The organism is Arthrobacter zhaoxinii (assembly GCF_025244925.1).
GTDB classification, from domain to species: Bacteria; Actinomycetota; Actinomycetes; order Actinomycetales; family Micrococcaceae; genus Arthrobacter_B; species Arthrobacter_B zhaoxinii.
This window is the reverse complement of sequence record NZ_CP104275.1, coordinates 1,402,842-1,421,036: the sequence shown is the minus strand read 5'-3', so window position 1 is coordinate 1,421,036 and position 18,195 is coordinate 1,402,842. Positions and strand designations below refer to the sequence as shown.

Here is an 18,195-nt window from a genome sequence, read left to right as displayed (position 1 = left end):
TCCACCCTAGGACAGAAGTACCGCCCCCAGTGAGACCTCCCGTTCACACCAGGCGGCATCGGCCTGATTATGCGTAACCACCACAACCGCCTTGCCCTGCAGCCCCGATTTCAGGTCCGCCATCAGCTGCGCGCCGGCTGCCGCATCCAGGTGGGCGGTCGGTTCGTCCAGGAGGACGACGTCGGCCTCCGCCAGCAGCGCACGGGCCACGGCAAGCCGCTGGCGCTGGCCGCCGGAGAGGAAATGCCCGCCGGCGCCGATGGGTGTATCGAGTCCGTCCGGGAGCGTATCGAAGACCGGTCCGAGGCCGACGGCACGCAGGGAACCGATCATTTCCGCCTCCGTCGGGGCGAGGGCGCGGTCGCGGGCCAGGAGCAGGTTGCCGCGCAGGGTGGAGTCGAAGAGGTGCGCTTCCTGCGGGCACCACGCCATCCGCCGGGCCGCCGGCGGCACCGACCCCGCGGGAACACCGTTGATTCGGTAGGAACCGCTGCGGGGCGGCAGGAAGCCCAGCAGCACGCCGAGCAGTGTGGATTTGCCGCTGCCGGACGGGCCGGTGACGGCCACCCACTCCCCAGCGGAGAGGCGCAGGTCCACCCCGGTCAGGACGTCTTCCGCCGCCCCGGGGTAGCGGTAACGGATGTCGTTCAGTTCGAGGGTGCGGACTGCTCCGAAGCTGCGACGGGCTGCGGCGTCCTCCCCGGTCGTGTCGGCGTCGATGTCCTCGGTGCCCAGATCGGGCAGGACCTTGTCCCCCAGGGTCCGCCAGGCGGTGAACTGCTGGATGGATCCGTTGACCGCCACAAAGGGTTCAATCAGGGCAAGCTGGACCAGGACGACGACGGCGGCCACGGTGGCCGGTGCGTCCTGTGCGGCGCGGATCATGTAGACGGCTGCCAGGGAGCAGGCCAGGGCGGTGAGCGCGTTGGCTGCGCCCTGGGCCCAGGCGCTGCGCCGGACCGCCCGGGCAGCGGCGGCTTCGTACTCCTGCTGCCGGGCCAGGACCGGGGCGGAGCTCGAGTTGGCTTCCAGATCGGTGGCCGCGGAGAGGAGGCGCGCCATGGAGGACATGGACCGGGCCTGCAGGTTCACGGTGGCGGCGCGTGCGGCGGCGTCGGCGAACAGGGCCAGCAGCGGGGCAACCACCATGCCCACCACGGTCAGCGCCACCTGTACGGCGAAGCCTTCCGGTACCAGCAGCCAGGTGACCAGGCAGGCGCCGGCCGCGGTCAGCAGCCCGGTCAGGGGTGCGAAGACCACGCGGGGAGCAATGTCCCGCAGTTCGTTCACGTCACCCACCAGGCGTTCCAGGGCGCCCGAGCCCCGCGCCACCCGGCGCCAGCCTTCGGGGCGCTGCAGCAGTCCGTTCCAGAGCCGGACCCGCAGCGTGTTGGTGGCCCGGAAGACGGCGTCGTGCAGGGAGAGGCGCTCGAGGTAACGCAGCAGTGCCCGGCCGATGCCGAAGAACCGCACGCCGACGATCGCCATGAGCAGGTAGAGGATCGGCGGCTGCTCCGCCGCCCGCACGATCAGCCACGCGGACAGGGCCGTGAGCGCGACGGCGAACATGGTGGCGCCGGTGCCCAGCACCAGGGCCAGGACGAACTGCCTGCTCCACGGCTTCAGCACCAGGAGGTTCTTCCAGAGCGGTTCATGGGGAGCGGGCTCCGCGGAGGCCTCCGCGGCGGCGGGGCCGGAAGCTGCGGCCGCCCCGGTGGATCCAGGGGCCGCGCCGGTACCGGCCGCAAGGTGCGGACCAGACTGATCGACGCCTGCTGCGGCGGTGGGCAGGGTGTTCCTGCCCTGGCTGCGGCGCGGGGTCGCTGCCCCGGAAGCTTCCGGATCGACGGGGATCATAACGTCGGCAATGGCCGCGGTTTCGGCGTCGTGGGCCACCAGCAGAACGGTGGTCCGGCCGCGCAGTGCCCGAAGGGCTGCACGGACAGCGGAGGCGCTGTGCGCGTCCAGGTGCGCGGTGGGTTCGTCCGCCAGCAGGACCCGGACCTCGGGATGTGCTTCGATGCGGGCCAGGGCACGGGCCACGGCGACCCGGCGCTGCTCGCCGGGGCTCAGGTCCGCGGTGGCGGCGTCGAGGAGGTGTCCGGCGTTGATCTGTTCCAGGGCGGCGCGGGCGGCCGCCCGGCCTGCGGTATCCCTGTTGTTGCTGTCGCTGTCGGCGGCGGGGTGTGCGTCGGCGGCTTCGGCGACGGGGAAGCCCGCGTAGAGTGCGATCTCCCCTGCAACGGTCTCCTCGACGAGCACGGGGTGCTGCGGAATCCAGGCCTGCGTGGTGCGGGTGATCCCGTCGACGGTCCCGGTCAGCCGGGTGTCTCCGCCGTTCCGGCGCAGCCCGGCCAGGGCTTCCAGCACGGACGTCTTCCCTGCCCCGCTGGGGCCGGTGAGGGCGGCGATGGTACCTGCGGGCACGGCGAAGCTGAGGTTCGCCACGGCCGGGTGCGGCCGGCCCTCGTAGGCGATGGTCAGGTCCCGGACCTGGAGCGCTGCGCCGGGAAGCGGGGCCGATGCGTCGACCGTCAGGGGCCGGGCCTCCGGGGCCTCAAGCACGGCGTTGGTCCGGTTCAGCGCTTCGAGGCCGTCCTCGCTGGCGTGGTGTGCGGTGCCCAGATCGCGCAGCGGCTGGTAGCACTCGGGCGCGAGGATCAGGGCAAGCAGACCGAGTTCAAGCGGCATGCCGCCGTGCACCAGTCGAACGCCGATGAAGACGGCGACCAGGGCCACCGAGATGGTGGCGATCAGTTCCAGGGCAAGCGAGGACATAAAGGCCACCCGCAGGGTCGCCAGCGTGGTGACGCGGTAGCGGTCGGCCACGTCGCGCAGCGCCCGGGTCTGGGCGCGGGCCCGGCCCAGGCCCACCAGCACGGGCAGCCCCTTGGCCAGCTCCAGCATGTTGTCCGACAACCGGTTCAGCGAGTCCACCGCAGCGGCGGTCTTGTCCTCGGTGTGGAGGCCGATCAGGATCATAAAGACCGGAATAAGGGGAACGGTCAGCACAATCGTGACGGCACTGACCCAGTCCGCGGCAAGGATCCGGGCTCCCACCAGCAGGGGAACGACGGCGCAGGTCACCAGGGCGGGAAGGTATTTGGAGTAGTAGTTGTCCAGCCCGTCCAGGCCGCGGGTCAGCAGGACGCTCAGCGCACCGCTGCCCATTCCCGGGACCGTGCCCCCGTCAGCCAGGACGCGTTCGGCCAGCTGCCGGCGCAGTTCGTCCTTCACCCCGGCGGCGGCGCGCTGGGCCACGCTGTCCTGGCCCCACGCGGCCACGGAACGCAGCACGGCGCCAGCGACCCCGAGGAGGAACACCCGGTTCCAGTCCGGGCCGCCGGCCGCCAGCCCGGCGATGCCGTGTGCCACGGCGTCGGCCAGCAGGACGAGCCCCGCAGCCTTGACCGCGGCAAGCAGCCCCAGGAGGTACAGCGCCCGGCGGCTGGTGGCGCTGACCGGCAGTACCGGCTTCACTGGTTCTTGAAACTGTGGGGGGCAGGGATGGCCTCGGTGGTGACCCGCTTACGGAACACCCAGTAGGTCCAGCCCTGGTACAGCACCACAACCGGCAGGCCGAACAGGGCCACCCAGCTCATGACCTTCAAGGCGTAGGGCGATGCGGAAGCGTTTTCCACCGTAAGGTTCCAGGCGGCATCCAGCGTGGAGGGCAGCACCACGGGGTACATGGAGGCGAAGATCGTCGCCGCGCCGGCCACCAGGAAGACGCCGAGGCTGATGAAGCTCAGGCCGTCACGGTCCCGGCGTGCGTAGATCCATGCCAGGACGGCTCCGACCACGGCAATCACGAGCAGGGGCAGGGTCTCCACCTTGCCGTTCATGAACTGCACAATGATGGCCCATGCCGCCAGGGGCAGGATGCCCACGGGCAGCCAGCGCGTCACGATGCGCTTGGCGCGCTCACGGATCTCACCGTCGGTCTTGAGCATCAGGAACGCGCAGGCGTGGATCAGGCAGAAGGCCACTACGGCCAGGCCGCCCAGCACCGCGTACGGGGTGAGCCAGGCAAAGGCTCCGCCCACGCGGTCGCCGTTCTCGTTCAGCGGCAGGCCGGTGGTGGTCAGGCCGAGCGCGGCTCCGACGCCGAAGGCGGCCGTGAACGCGCCGAGGGCATGGGCCCAGTCCCAGCGGTTGCGCCACTTGTCGCTGTCATGCTTGCCGCGGTATTCGATGGAGACGGCCCTGAAGATGAGTCCCATCAGCACAAAGACCAGCGGGATATACAGGGCGGAGAACAACGAGGCGTACCACATCGGGAAGGCTGCGAAAGTCATTGCACCCACGGTGATCAACCAGACTTCATTGCCGTCCCAGACCGGGCCGATGGTGTTGAGCAGCACCCGGCGGTCCTTCTCGTTGCGGGCCATGAGCTTCATAAGCATGCCCACGCCCAGGTCGAAGCCCTCCAGGAACAGGTACCCGACCCATAGGAAGGCAATCACAATGAACCAGAACAGCGGTAGCGACATTACTTTCAGAGCTCCAGAAATGCCGGCGGTCGGCAGATTGCAGGGTGGTCGGACAGGGTCCGGAGGGCGGCCGCATGCGCGGTTGCCCTCCGGAGAATCTCAGTAGGCAAAGTCGAGGACATCGCCCTTCTTCTTTCCGGGGCTGCCGTCAGGATCGCCGCCGGCGGAATCCAGGCCGCCCGTGCCGCCGTCGTCGCCGTGCAGCAGGTCAGGCATCGCTGCCGGAACGCCGCCGCGGACGAACTTGAACAGCAGCCGCACCTCCACGATCAGCAGCGCCAGGTACACGACGGTGAAGGCGATGACGGAGAACAGCAGCTCCGCCATGCTCACCCCGGGCGAGACGGCTGCGGCGGTGAACATAAACACGCCGTCGGAACCGGTGGGGTTCGGTGCCACAACGAACGGCTGGCGGCCCATTTCGGTGAAGATCCAGCCCGCGGAGTTGGCACCGAACGGCGCGAGGATACCGAACACGGCCAGGCGCATCAGCCACTTGGATTCAGGAACCGTACCCTTGCGGACCACCCAGAGGGCGAAGGCTGCGGCAACGGCGGCGATGCCGCCGAAACCGATCATGATGCGGAAGCCCCAGTAGGTGACTGCAAAGTTCGGTGTGTAGTCGATTTCCATGCCGGAGTTGGCGCCGTACATCTCGTCAGCGGGCAGGTGGGTGCCGTAGGCATCCTGGTACTGCTCCAGCAGGGTGTTCACCCCTCGGATTTCGGTGTCGAAGTCACCGTTGGCGAGGAAGGACAGCATGCCCGGGATTTCCACCAGCGTCTGCACGTCCTCGCAGTTCTTCGCGCCCGGGTCACCGATGGACAGGACGGAGAAGGAGGTGCCGTCATGGCATGCTGCTTCCGCAGCGGCCATCTTCATGGGCTGCTGCTCAAACATCAGCTTGCCCTGCAGGTCACCGCTCACCGCTACGCCGGCAAAGGAGATCATGGCGACGACGGCACCGATGCGCAGGGACCGCAGCCACACGGAATGGTCGGTCTTGTCCCGGCCGATTTCGGGCCGCTCGCCCACCACCACGTTGCCTTTGGCGTCGACGGTGTCGATGCCGTCACGGCGCCGCTTCCAGAGGTGGTACCAGGCGATGCCGATCAGGAATCCGCCGGCAACGGCGAAGGCACCGAAGATTGTGTGCGGGAACGCAACGAGGAGGGTGTTGTTGGTCAGGACGGCCCAGATGTCGTTCATGACCGGGCGCCCGTCCACCATTTCCACACCCACGGGGTGCTGCATCCAGGAGTTCGCGGCGAGGATGAAGTAGGCCGAGAGCATGGAGGCGAGTGTGGTGATCCACAGGCACGCCAGATGGATTTTCGGGGGCAGGCGTTTCCAGCCGAAGATCCACAGCCCAAGGAATACCGATTCGGTGAAGAAGGCCAGGAGTGATTCCAGCGCCAGCGGAGCGCCGAACACGTCACCGACGAACCGGCTGTACTCGCTCCACGCCATCCCGAACTGGAACTCCTGAACGAGTCCGGTTGCCAGGCCCAGGATGAAGTTGATGAGGAACAGCTTGCCCCAGAACTTCGTCATTCTCAGGTACTGCTCTTTGCCGGTGCGCACCCAGGCTGTCTGCATGGCTGCCACCACAATCCCCAGCCCAATGGTCAGCGGAACCATGAGGAAGTGGTAGACGGTCGTGATGCCGAACTGCCACCGGGCGATATCCAGTGCTTCCACGCTTCTGTCCTTCAGTCGAGGAACGACTTCTACACGTTGTAGAACCCCTTACTTCTACACAGCGTAGAACAACTCGGCAGAGATTTCTACGTGATGTAGAACAAACGGATGAAACACGGTACATTAGTAAGTCTGGACCTGATACCGGGGTCCGCCGGGGTCTCGATCAAAAAAGGATGCACATGGCAACGCTCGGTGAGTTGGAACGCGCGATGATGGATCTGCTGTGGGAATCGACCGAAGCAGCAACCGCGAATGAACTGCGCGAGAAGCTGGCGCAGCGCGAAGACTCTGCGGACGGCAAGGGCCTGGCCGTGACCACGGTGCTGACCGTGCTCTCCCGCCTGGAGAAGAAGTCGCTGGTGGTCCGCGAACGCGATATCCGCCCCCACCGCTACCGTGCCGTGACCAGCCGCGCCGAACACACTGCCGAACTTATGCACGAAGCCCTCGGAACCGCGAATGACCGGGAAGCCGTGCTGGCCCGGTTCGTCGGGTCCGTCTCCGACACCGAGGCCCAAATGCTGCGCAGGCTGCTCGGCGCCTAGTACCCCGGGTGTTCTGGGCCTCCTACGCACTGGCTGCGCTGGCGATCGTGCTGGCGTGGCCCGTTCCGGTTCTCCTTTCGCGGGCGCAGTGGCCCGCGCGCTCCCCTTTCACCGCGATGGTCCTCTGGCAGGCCATAGCCCTCGCGGGCGGCCTGTCAATGATCGGCGCCATGCTTACCTGGGGCCTTGAACCGCTCGGTGACAACCTCCTGGCCGGCCTGCACGGCCTCTGGCGCATCCTGCTGGAGGGTGCCCCTGCCAGCACTCTGGGCCTCGTCCACGTTTTCGCACTGAGCGCCGCGACCCTGCTGGGCGCCCACCTGGTCTTCACCCTGCTGCTGACCTACTACCGCATTCAGCGCGGCAGGCACCGGCACCGGGACATGCTGAACCTGCTCAGCAGCCCGTCGGCGGACACTCCTGCCACCGTCGTGATCCAGCATCCGACCCCGGTGGCCTACTGCCTGCCGGGCGGTGCGCGTTCCGTCACCGTGCTCTCCGACGGACTGTTGAACATGCTCTCCAAGGAAGAGCTGGGTGCGGTCCTGACCCACGAGCGCGCCCATCTGGCCCAGCACCACCATCTCCTGCTGTGGGCTTTTGCCGCCTGGCGGGCCGCCCTGCCGTGGCTGCCGACGTCGCTGCTGGCCCAGCGCTCGGTCAACGAGCTGATCGAGATGCTTGCCGACGACGAGGCGCTGCACGAGGCGGACAGGATGACTCTCGTCCGCGCAGTGGCCATTGTCGGTTCGGGAAGCGCCGCGCCGGGGGCCGGAGCTGAAGCGAGGCTTCCGCCGGCCTTGCCCGCCCCGGGGAACACTCCCCTGCCCCTGGGCGGCCCGGATGCGTCCGAACCGCTGGGCACCGCAGGCCGGCTCAGCCGCCTGCTGACGCCGCAGCCGCCGCTGCCGCGCTGGCAGCAGTGGAGCGTGCTGTGCCTCTCGATCCTGCTGCTGGCCGTACCGACGACGCTGCTGATCGCCCCGGGACTGCTTAACTAGGGCACACCCCTGGTGCGCGCGGGATTCGGCGGACCCGGCAGGACATCCCACCCGGTGGGGCCCGGACGAAGCGTTCCGCGCCGCACTATCTGACGCGTTCATAGTGCAGTAGATGCCCTCGAATCAGTCCGCAAGCAGCATTTTCTGCACTATGAACCCGGGCGGCCATCTACTGGGCAGATAACGGGGTTTAGCCGGATCCGGTGAGCAGATAACGGGGTTTAGCGGGCGGGGTAACCCCAGTATCTGCTCAGTAGATAATGGCTTCCGGGGCTAACTGGCAGATCCGGCCTTGGCCGTTATCCAGACCCGGGCCTCCCATCGCCGCGAGCATGTGCGCTGGCTGGCCAGCGAGGGCACCAGTCCCTACCTGCCCAGGAAATCCCACCCCGGTGGAACCAAACCCGGCCACTCGATCCCACCGGACACAGCAGCACCACTGCGTGGGAAAACCTGCGCAAGCGGGCGGAAGGTGCCGCTACGCGTCGATCCGGTCCCGGTCCAGCATGGCGGCTCCGGCAATGATGAAGTCCTTGCGCGGCGCCACGTCGCTGCCCATCAGCAGTTCGAACGCCTGCTCGGCCGCAGCCGCTTCCGAAATGCGCACCCGCCGGAGCGTCCGGTGCCTCGGATCCATGGTGGTCTCGGCCAGCTGCCCTGCATCCATTTCGCCGAGGCCCTTGTACCGCTGGATTGGTTCCTTGTAGCGCTTGCCTTCCTTTTCCAGCCGGGTCAGCACCTGGTGCAGTTCCTTTTCGCTGTAGGTATAGACCATCTCGTTGCTCTTGGAGCCGGCGTTGATGACCTCGACGCGGTGCAGCGGCGGAACGGCGGCATAGACCCGCCCGGCATCCACCAGTGGACGCATGTAGCGGAAGAACAGCGTAAGCAGCAGGGTCCGGATGTGGGCGCCGTCGACGTCGGCGTCCGTCATGAAGATGACCTTGCCGTAGCGGGCGGCGTCCAGCTGGAAGCTGCGGCCCGAACCGGCGCCCACCACCTGGATCAGGGCTGCGCATTCGGCGTTGGACAGCATGTCCGCAACGGACGCCTTCTGCACGTTGAGGATTTTGCCGCGGATCGGCAGCAGCGCCTGGTAGTCCGAGGACCGGGCGAGCTTGGCTGTGCCGAGGGCGCTGTCGCCTTCCACGATGAACAGTTCCGAGCGTTCCTGGTCATCGATGCGGCAGTCCGCCAGCTTCGCCGGCATGGTGGAGGTTTCCAGCGCGTTCTTCCGGCGCTGGGTTTCCTTATGCACGCGGGCGGAGATCCGGGACTTCATCTCCGCCACCACCTTTTCCAGCAGCTGCGAAGCCTGCGTCTTGTCGGCGCGGGCGGTGGAGTTCAGCCGGGCGGTGATTTCCTTTTCCACGACCTTGCTCACGATGGCCCGCACCGCGGAGGTGCCGAGGATTTCCTTGGTCTGGCCTTCGAACTGCGGTTCGGCCAGGCGGACGGTCAGCACGGCGGTGAGGCCGGCGAAGACATCGTCCTTTTCGATCTTGTCATTGCCTGCCTTGAGCTTGCGGGCGTTGGCTTCGATGACCTTGCGGAAGGTTTTCAGCAGTCCCTGCTCAAACCCTGCCTGGTGCGTTCCGCCCTTCGGCGTGGCAATGATGTTCACGAACGAGCGGATGTTTGTTTCGTAGCCGATCCCCCAGCGCAGGGCGATATCCACCTCCGCCTCGCGCTCGACTTCGGTGATCCGGCTGTGCCCGCTGTCATCCAGCACGGGTACGGATTCCTTGAACTTGCCCGAACCGTGCAGGCGCCAGATATCGGTAACGGCGGCGTCGGCGGCCAGGTAGTCGACGAACTCGGCGATGCCGCCGTCGTGGTGGAAGACTTCCTCCACCGGTCCGTTTTCCCCCGGCGTGCCGGGCAGGCGCCGTTCATCCCGGAGAGTGATCCGCAGCCCGGGCACCAGGAACGAGGTCTGGCGGGCGCGGGCCTGCAGTTCCGTGTAGGAGAACTTGGCATCCGGCGTGAAAATCTGCCGGTCCGCCCAGTAGCGGATGCGCGTGCCCGTGACGCCGCGCTTGGCCTTGCCCACCACTTCCAGCCGTGAACTGTCCAGGAACGGAGAGAATTTGGCCTCGGGGCCGGGCTTCCTTCCGGTGTCGTCAAAATGCCCGGGCTCGCCGCGGCGGAACGCCATCTGGTAGGTCTTGCCGGCACGGTCCACCTGCACATCGAGGCGGGAGGACAGGGCATTGACCACGCTGGCGCCGACGCCGTGCAGGCCGCCGGAGGCAGCATAGGACCCGCCGCCGAACTTTCCGCCGGCGTGGAGCTTGGTGAAGACGACTTCGACGCCGGACAGGCCGGTTTTCGGTTCGATGTCCACGGGGATGCCGCGTCCGTCGTCGTGGATCTCCACGGAGCCGTCCGGGTGGAGGATGATCTTGATGCTCTGCCCAAAGCCGGCCAGGGCTTCGTCGACCGAGTTGTCGATGATCTCCCAGAGGCAGTGCATCAGGCCGCGGGAGTCGGTGGACCCGATGTACATGCCGGGACGCTTGCGGACGGCTTCCAGTCCTTCCAGGACGGACAGGTGCCGGGCGGTGTAATCAGAACTAGGGGGCGCCACGTGCGTTGAAACTCCTTGGTGCCGGCCGTTTTGCCGGTAGAGATATCCGGGAACAATCAGGGACTCCTTCAAGGTTAATCCCAGGCGGTGACACTTCCGCTCAACGACTCAGCTGCGTGAGACTGCCCACAGGTGCCGCGCCGGTTTCCTACGCGTAGAGCGAAAGGCGGACCCTCCTGCGCGGGAGTGGGTGTCAAAGGTGGTTATATAAAGTATCAACACCCCTTGAGGAGGCAACTCATGACAGCAGCAGTAGCAACCCGTGAGCTGAACAGCCTGGACCGCTGCGACCGTTGCGGCGCACAGGCCTACGTACGTGCCGTACTGGAATCCTCCGGTGGGGAACTGCTTTTCTGCGGGCACCACGCCCGCGCGGTGGAGGCAAACCTCCGTCCGCTCACTTCGGAATGGCAGGATGAGACGTCACGCCTGAACGAGAAGGCACCCGTCTCCGCAGAGTAAACACGCAGTCGCCTGCGCGGTCTGCGGCGCCACGGAGTAAAGTCCGGCGGCGGCGCAGCGTACCAAGCTTGAAGAAGTCCCCTTCCGGGTCGGAAGGGGACTTCTTTTTTTGCGCCGGCGGGTCGGCCGGCGTCGACGACGCCCTGCACCGCATCAACGGGCTGTGCCGTCCTCCAACAACGCTGCCGTCCTCCAACAGCGCTGCGGCAGACAACAGCACCCCGCCCGCGGAAGCGGACGGGGTGCTGTTCGTTCGACCTGCCGGCAGGTGCCTAGTCCAGGTAGTCCCGCAGGACCTGGGACCGGGACGGGTGCCGCAGCTTGGACATGGTCTTGGATTCGATCTGGCGGATCCGCTCACGGGTGACCCCGTAAACCTTGCCGATTTCGTCCAGCGTCTTCGGCTGGCCGTCGGTGAGGCCGAAGCGCATGGCCACAACACCGGCTTCGCGCTCGGACAGCGTATCCAGTACGGAGTGCAGCTGTTCCTGCAGCAGCGTGAAGCTGACGGCATCCGCGGGAACCACGGCTTCGGAGTCCTCGATGAGGTCGCCGAATTCGGAGTCGCCGTCTTCACCCAGCGGGGTGTGCAGGGAGATCGGCTCGCGGCCGTACTTCTGTACCTCCACCACCTTTTCGGGGGTCATGTCCAGTTCCAGTGCCAGCTCTTCGGGGGCGGGCTCGCGGCCCAGGTCCTGGAGCATCTGGCGCTGCACGCGGGCCAGCTTGTTGATGACTTCGACCATGTGCACCGGGATGCGGATGGTGCGGGCCTGGTCTGCCATGGCACGGGTAATGGCCTGGCGGATCCACCACGTGGCGTACGTGGAGAACTTGAAGCCCTTGGTGTAGTCGAACTTCTCCACGGCGCGGATGAGGCCCAGGTTGCCTTCCTGGATCAGGTCCAGGAACAGCATGCCGCGGCCGGTGTAGCGCTTGGCCAGCGACACCACGAGGCGCAGGTTGGCCTCGAGCAGGTGGTTCTTGGCACGCTTGCCGTCATGGGAAACCCACTGCAGCTCGCGCTTGAGCTTGGGATCCATGTCCGGATCCGCTGCCATCTTTTCTTCGGCGTACAGACCGGCTTCGATCCGCAGGGCGAGGTCGACTTCCTGCTCGGCGTTCAGCAGGGCTACCTTGCCGATCTGCTTCAGGTAGTCCTTGACCGGGTCCGCGGTTGCACCGGCGGAAACAACCTGCTGTGCAGGTGCATCGTCGTCGTCGGCATCCGAGTACACGAAACCGGAACCCGTGGGTGCGGCTGCGGTGTCTCCGCCTTCAACGGCGTCGGCGTCGGGCTCAACATCAGAGCTCTCGACTTCTTCGTCAGCCTCGGCCTTGGCAGCCTTGGCGGTCTTCGCAGCGGTCTTGCGTCCGGCTGCAGTGGTGCCGGCCTTCGCCGGAGCCTTACGGGCGGCAGCGGGCTTGCGGGCCGTCTTGGCAGCGGTCTTTTCGCCGGAAGCAGCCTCCTTGGGGGCCGCCGCGGACGGGGCCTCAGTTGCGGCAGTGCGCTTATTTGCAGTGTCAGTCTCTTCGACTGCAGTTGTCTTTCTCGGCGACACAGAAAACCTTTCATACGGCGGGTTGTGGCACCGCCATTGGGGGCAACACCACTATGACCCTGTCAAGTCCGTGCTTATTTCCAAGTGCTCGGCTTGGCATGTCCTAATAGAACACACCGTGCCGGTGTTTTGTTCCGCTGGTCACAGGGACCGGCAGTTCAAAGGACACTTGATACACGAACCCGACCGGGTCTCGGTTCCCATTGTCGCACGTTTTCCGTTTCTCCACAGCAAGGCGCAGGCCGTGCGGCGGACGGTCTCCGCGGGTCAGTCGTCCGGAATGCCCGGCCAGGAGCCGCCGCGCGAGCGGGACCAGTCCGGAAGGATTCCGGTGCCGAGCAGCTCCCGCAGCAGGTGCGCCAGGCGGTAGCCGGGGCTGGCCTCGACCGCGTACTGCAGGTAGATCTGCGCCCGGGACCCCCGTCCCCTGGCCCACTCCATCCAGGCCAGCAGCGAAAGCAGGGCGGCCTTGGAATCACCGCCGGCCACCGGGACGAGGTCGGTGAACACCGCGTGAGCCCGGTCCAGCAGGGTCCAGTCCGGGGCGCCGGCACCCCGGCCCACCAGGATGCTGCGGAAATCCGCCGCGGCGGAAGACTGCCGCCGCGCCCGCGGCATCAGCGGGACCACCGAGGACTCCCCGGCGGGCGGGCCGGCAGCCCCGGGCAGGACCAGGGGGTGCAGCTGCGGGCGGACCATGCCGTTGGCTTCGGCGCCGTCCACCGCTGCCGCTTCGCCCACAGCGGCCAGGACCAGCAGGGCATCCCGGATTCCCCGGTCGCCGAGGCTGGCCAGGAGGAATCCTGCGCATTCGGCATCGCGGCGCAGCCGATCCCCTCCTCCGGAGAAGCACTCGGTCCACAGCCGGATTGAGTGCCGGAACTGGTCCCGCTCACACCAGCGCCCGGCCAGCACGCCGGCAAAGCGTGCCTGTTCGCTGCCTACCTCCCGCCGGTTCGGCCATTGCTCCGGGAAGGAGTCCCGCACCGCCCGCTCGAGTGTCGCGGCGAACGCACTCCCCCGATACACCAGCTCCGTGTTGAGCATGCTGTCCGCTATCTGCGACCGCGGAGCCCCCGGCCAGGGGCAGCAGTCCGGCCGGACGCAGAAATAGTCCCGCCAGGTCCGGGCGCCGACCAGCCAGCCGTCCTGCAGCGGGATGCCTGCCGCGGCCAGTTCCTTCTCCAGCTTCCGGACCAGCTGCCGGTACGGCGGGTGTGCCGGGTTCTCCCAGGGTGCCTCCGTGTACATCGCCAGGAGGACACCGTCGGCCTCGGCATCAGAGGTCAGGAACCGGCGGGCGGTGGCTGCATACGCGGCGGTTCCCGCTTTGGCCGCCGGCCAGTGGGGAAGGTCAAGGCGAAGCGTCGCTCCCAGCCGGCCTCCGCACAGCGCCATCAGCACCAGGGACTCGCGGGGCTCAAAGCCCAGGGTATGGGGAATCAGGCTGAGGATGTCTGCCGGAGCGCTGACGCGGTAGGGATTGCGCGGGGTGCCGTCGGCCGGTTCTGTGCTCATGCCACAAGGGTCCGCGGGCACCTGTCTTCGCCGCAGATCCGGACCGATACCTGTGCATCCGCCGCAGCCCGGACCGCCGCGTCCGCGGGTGGTGGAGGACGAGTGATCCCCGGCAGCCCGCCGGAGTCATTTCCAGCGGAAAACCCTCGCGGCCACCACGGCGCAACTTACCGTCCAGCCGAGCATGACGGCAAAGGGAGCGGCTGTGACTGCCCCTCCGTACCAGGCGGCGGTGAGTGCCTGGGTCATGGCACCGAGCGGGGTGAAGGCGGCGACCTGCCGGACCCCCTCCGGCATTAGCGGTCCCGGCGTCCACAGTCCGGCGCTGAACATGCACACCATGAAAACCAGGAACCCGATGGCGTAGGCATTCTGGGCGGTCCCGGCGAGGGCGGCGATGAGCGATCCCACGGCCATCATGGCGGCAGCACCGAAGAGGAGCACAAGGACCACCAGTGTCCCGCTGCCGGGCATCCGGCTGGAAAAGGCGACTCGGGCCAACAGGACGGTGACCGTCACCGCCACGGCGAGCGACACGGCGCTGACGATCCACTGGGCAAAAAGGATGCGGTGTGCCCCCACGGGTGTCACGCCCAGGCGGCGCAGGACCCCGCTCTCCCGGTAGCCGCTGATGGCGGACGGATAGTTGGTGACCGCCACGCTGGCCAAGGCCACCGCAATGGACAGCGGCACGAGAAGATCGATGGGGCGCAGGGCTGCATAGACGGGATCGGTGCCGCCCAGCGGGGCCCTGGTGCCAGGAATAACGAAACCCTGCAGCAGCAGGATCGCCGAGGACAGCACCAGTGCCATGAAAACGCTCAGCGGGTTACGCAGGTACAGTGCTGCTTCAGTGCGAGTCAAGGCTCCCAGCGCCCGCATGCTTCCCCCTCAGTCGGCTGTCGTCTGCTCGATGAAGGCCAGATAGGCGTCCTCGAGGCCGCCGGGCCCACCGGTACCCGTGCCGGAGACGGCCAGCAGTTCCGCCGTGGTGCCCACGAAGCGCGTCCGGCCGGCGTCGATAATTGCCAGGCGGTCGCACAGTCGCTCGACGTCGTCCAGGTAGTGCGTGACGAGCACTACCGTGATGCCTTCATCCTTCACCTGCTGGATCAGCTGCCGGACGTCACGCCGGCCCTGGGGGTCCAGCCCCGTGGTCAGCTCATCGAAAACGACGACGTCGGGGTTCCCTACGAGCGCGAGGGCAATGGAAAGCCGCTGCTTCTGGCCCCCGGAAAGCTTGCCGAAGGGGCGTTTTCGGTGTTGATCGAGCCCGACGGTCCGCAGCAGGTCCGGCACGTCCGCAGGCTCGGGATAAAAGGCGGCAAAGAGGCGCAGGGCCTCCTCCACCCGCAGGGCCGGAGGCAGTGCGGCGGCCTGAAGCTGATAGCCCACGCGCCCGCGCACCGTTTCTCTGTCCTCCGCAGGATCCACCCCGAGGACCGTGACCCGGCCGGCGTCGGGCCGCAGCGTGCCGGCAACGCACTCCACTGTGGTGGTTTTGCCGGCCCCGTTGGGACCGAGGATTCCGAAGGCTTCATTGGCCTCAATGGAAAACGTTACGTCTTCGAGGGCCGCGACCTTCCGAAAGGATTTGGCGAGTCCGTTCACGCTTACCACTGTGCCGGTGGGCAGCTGCGCCCTGGTCATGCCGACAATTGTGGCGGCGGTGCCGCGGAGGGTCAAGAGTGCCGGCACCGGGCGCACCGCCGGGGGCGACGCCGGCACCGGCGGCGGAGAGCTACGGGGTTCCCGGCCCGCCGCGTTCCTCCCGGCGCCGCTGCCGCTCACGGGCCAGGGCGGCACGGAGCGGCGGCAGCGGAGATCCTTCGTCGGCCAGCCGTGCGCGGATCTGCCCGCGGGTGCGCAGGATACCCACGACGCCCACCGCCATGACGGCGAACTGCACCGACAGGGCAATCCGGAACGAGCCCAGGGCGTAGAGGTTGCCGCCGGAGAAACCGCTGTTGTTCAGCACGTCCAGCACCACGCCGATCAGGTACATGCTGACCAGTGAGGCAATAAAGCCGCCGATGTTCACGATTCCGGTGGCGGTGCCCAGCCGGGAGCTGGGGTTGTACGTCCGGGCGAAGTCGAAGCCGATCATGGATCCCGGACCGCCGACGGCGAGCAGCGTCACCAGGAGGACCAGCAGCCACAGCGGGGCCGGTCCGGGGTAGAGCAGCACGGCCGCCCACCCCGCGGCCATTGCTGCGGCGATCAGCAGCACCATGGTGGACCGGCGCAGCGGGTGCCGGCCCACCCACGAACCCATCCAGGGACCGCAGATAATGCCGACCACAACGAAATAGGTCATCAGCCCGGAGGCGACGGCCGAGGACACGCCTTCCGCGCTGACGAGATAGGGGAACCCCCACATCATCACGAACACCGTGCCGGGGAACTGGACGGTGTAGTGGGTCCACATCCCCAGCCGGGTTCCGGGCTGGGCGAAGGCCTCCGCCAGGGAGGTGCCGGTCTGCCGCAGCGGAAGCGGCACCGGCGCCTCGCCGCCGTGGGGCCGGTTCCGCACGCAGGCAAGGACCAGGACGAGCGACAGCAGTGACAGGGACGCAGCCGAAAGAAAGGCCGGACTCCAGCCGAACCGGTGCAGCACGAAGGCGAACGGAATCGCGCTGACAATCTGCCCCAGCTGGCCGACGATGCCGGTGTACTGGGTCAGGACGGGAATCTTCCGGCCGGAGAACCAGGCCGGAAGCAGCCGAAGCACCGAGATGAAGGTCAGCGCATCCCCGGCACCCACCAGCGAGCGTCCCAGGATGCCGGCGCCGACGGATTCGGCAGTGGCCAGCTGGAACTGCCCCGCGAACATCAGTGCCGCTCCCCCCGCGATCAGCAGTCGGGGACCGAAACGGTCCACCAGCACGCCTACGGGTATCTGCAGTCCGGCGTACACCAGCAGCTGAACCACGGTGAAGATGGACAGGACCGATGCGGTGGCGGAGAAGCGCTCGGTGGCTTCGATACCTGCCACGCCAAACGAGGTGCGCTGCGTGACCGCGACCAGATAGGCGAAAACGCCGACACCCCAGACGATCCAGGCACGGGTTCCGTTCATCGGCAGACCTGCCCCGGACAGGGGCGGCGGCCCGGGGCTTTAGGCCGCCCCGGGCCGTTCGTTCCCGTCGTCGCTGCCGTGGCCCTCAGCCGTGCCCTCGGTGGCATGTGGTGCATTCTCCTGATCCGCGTTTTCGCTCGGTTCGCTGCTGTCGGGCCCGGCTGCCTGCTGGGTTTCCGGCCACAGTGCCTCGGATTCCTCTTCGGCCTGCGGGCTGGCCAGGTAGGCCTCCACCGCGGCGCCGATTTCCTCGGCATCCGCGAGTTCGTCGTTGCCCTTGACCAGCAGGGAACGCCGGACTGTGCTTTCGGTGTATTGGTCGTAACGCTTCTCCAGCGTGGTCACGACGCCCTTGACCTCTGCGGAAGCGTCCACCTGTTCGGTGATCTGGCGCTCCACGTCGCGGCCCGCTTCACGCAGCCGGTCGGTCGGCAGCACCAGTGACGCTGCGGCACCGAGGTACTCGAGTCCGGCGACGGCGGCGGGCGGGAACTCAGCCTCGGCCAGGTAGTGCGGTACGTGCACCACGTGACCGACGACGTCGACCCCGGCCTCCACGAGCCGCACCTCCAGGACGTGACCGACGGCGGCCTGGACCTGGGCGATCGGGGTCCAGGAACTGATCCCCTCCACCAGGTCGGGCCGGTTGCCGTGCGTCGTCACGCCGATGGGCCGGGTGTGCGGGACAGGCATGGGAATCGAGTGGACCCAGCAGACCAGGGAAACGTCGAAGGCCTTCACCAGGTGCAGCACGGCCGCCGTGAAGCGCTCCCACTGCAGGTCGGGTTCAAAGCCCGTCAGGAACAGGAACGGCTCCCCCAGCCCGTCGTACATCCGGTGCAGTTCGAGCCGCGGCGGCTCGTAGTCGCTGAGGTGGTCCTCGATAAAGGAAATCTGCGGCCGGCGGGTGCGGTAGTCAATCAGCTGGTCCGCGTCGAACGTGGCCACCAGGTCATGGTCGAGGGCATCGAAGAGCTCATCCCGGATCTGGCTGACCACGTGGCCGGCTTCGGCAAAGCCGGTGAAACCGGCAAGGAGCTTCAGGCCGGACAGGTCCCCGGATTCCGCGACCTCAGGATTCAGATTAAACAGGGTCAACGGATCAAGCATGTCTTACCCCTTCCGGGAACTCACGTGCGCTCTCGGCACAGGACGGTGTCCGCCGGTGTTCGGCTGCTGCTGACCGCTGCTGTGCCCTTCTTCAAGGGTAAACGCCCGGACACGTGTGTTTCATTCCGGGG

General features: G+C 67.3%; 12 protein-coding genes and 1 pseudogene. 3 read left to right on the top strand and 10 right to left on the bottom strand.

Annotated elements, in window-relative coordinates:
* Window positions 1-6: 6 nt before the first annotated feature.
* The 3 genes from cydD to N2K95_RS06555 form a co-directional block, all read right to left on the bottom strand.
* A complete protein-coding gene (gene cydD, locus N2K95_RS06565; RefSeq protein WP_260653406.1) occupies window positions 7-3,480 on the bottom strand; it encodes a thiol reductant ABC exporter subunit CydD in 3,474 nt (1,157 codons plus the stop codon).
* Complete coding sequence (cydB, locus tag N2K95_RS06560) at window positions 3,477-4,493, bottom strand: cytochrome d ubiquinol oxidase subunit II (protein ID WP_260653405.1); 1,017 nt, start codon at window positions 4,491-4,493, stop codon at window positions 3,477-3,479. The genes cydD and cydB overlap by 4 nt, the downstream gene beginning before the upstream one ends.
* Before the next feature lie 99 nt (window positions 4,494-4,592).
* Window positions 4,593-6,194 (bottom strand): cytochrome ubiquinol oxidase subunit I, encoded by a 1,602-nt coding sequence (locus N2K95_RS06555; RefSeq protein ID WP_260653404.1) that lies wholly within the window; start codon window positions 6,192-6,194, stop codon window positions 4,593-4,595.
* A gap of 182 nt (window positions 6,195-6,376) precedes the next feature.
* Here N2K95_RS06555 and N2K95_RS06550 point away from each other — a divergent pair, with 182 nt between their 5' ends.
* Together N2K95_RS06550 and N2K95_RS06545 are read left to right on the top strand one after the other, a co-directional pair.
* Entirely contained in the window at window positions 6,377-6,742 is a 366-nt protein-coding gene (locus N2K95_RS06550; protein WP_260653403.1) for a BlaI/MecI/CopY family transcriptional regulator, read from the top strand.
* 8 nt (window positions 6,743-6,750) lie between these two features.
* Window positions 6,751-7,743 carry a M56 family metallopeptidase gene (locus tag N2K95_RS06545; RefSeq protein ID WP_260653402.1) on the top strand — a complete coding sequence of 331 codons (993 nt, stop codon included), beginning with the start codon at window positions 6,751-6,753 and terminating at the stop codon, window positions 7,741-7,743.
* A 478-nt stretch (window positions 7,744-8,221) separates the two neighbouring features.
* On the opposite strand, the gene N2K95_RS06540 is transcribed toward N2K95_RS06545, so the two are convergent.
* A complete protein-coding gene (locus N2K95_RS06540) occupies window positions 8,222-10,333 on the bottom strand; it encodes a DNA gyrase/topoisomerase IV subunit B (RefSeq protein WP_255792671.1) in 2,112 nt (703 codons plus the stop codon).
* A 240-nt stretch (window positions 10,334-10,573) separates the two neighbouring features.
* Here N2K95_RS06540 and N2K95_RS06535 point away from each other — a divergent pair, with 240 nt between their 5' ends.
* Window positions 10,574-10,795: a DUF7455 domain-containing protein gene (locus tag N2K95_RS06535; protein ID WP_146362357.1), complete on the top strand. Its 222-nt coding sequence runs from the start codon at window positions 10,574-10,576 to the stop codon at window positions 10,793-10,795.
* Between the two features lie 272 nt (window positions 10,796-11,067).
* Here N2K95_RS06535 and N2K95_RS06530 read toward each other — a convergent pair whose 3' ends face one another.
* The 6 genes and pseudogenes from N2K95_RS06530 to N2K95_RS06505 all read right to left on the bottom strand — a co-directional run.
* Window positions 11,068-12,357, bottom strand: a complete 1,290-nt coding sequence (locus tag N2K95_RS06530; protein ID WP_255792673.1) for an RNA polymerase sigma factor — start codon at window positions 12,355-12,357, stop codon at window positions 11,068-11,070.
* Window positions 12,358-12,624: 267 nt separating this feature from the next.
* On the bottom strand, window positions 12,625-13,875 hold the full coding sequence (locus N2K95_RS06525; protein WP_260653401.1) for a DUF4192 domain-containing protein: 1,251 nt from the start codon (window positions 13,873-13,875) through the stop codon (window positions 12,625-12,627).
* A 126-nt stretch (window positions 13,876-14,001) separates the two neighbouring features.
* Entirely contained in the window at window positions 14,002-14,739 is a 738-nt protein-coding gene (locus N2K95_RS06520) for an ABC transporter permease (protein WP_260653400.1), read from the bottom strand.
* A 27-nt stretch (window positions 14,740-14,766) separates the two neighbouring features.
* Window positions 14,767-15,525, bottom strand: a complete 759-nt coding sequence (locus tag N2K95_RS06515; protein ID WP_260653399.1) for an ABC transporter ATP-binding protein — start codon at window positions 15,523-15,525, stop codon at window positions 14,767-14,769.
* A 91-nt stretch (window positions 15,526-15,616) separates the two neighbouring features.
* Window positions 15,617-16,954, bottom strand: a complete 1,338-nt coding sequence (locus N2K95_RS06510; protein WP_260653398.1) for an MFS transporter — start codon at window positions 16,952-16,954, stop codon at window positions 15,617-15,619.
* 216 nt (window positions 16,955-17,170) lie between these two features.
* A pseudogene (locus tag N2K95_RS06505) lies at window positions 17,171-18,064 on the bottom strand (proteasome assembly chaperone family protein); the annotation flags it as partial.
* Between the last annotated feature and the right edge of the window lie 131 nt (window positions 18,065-18,195).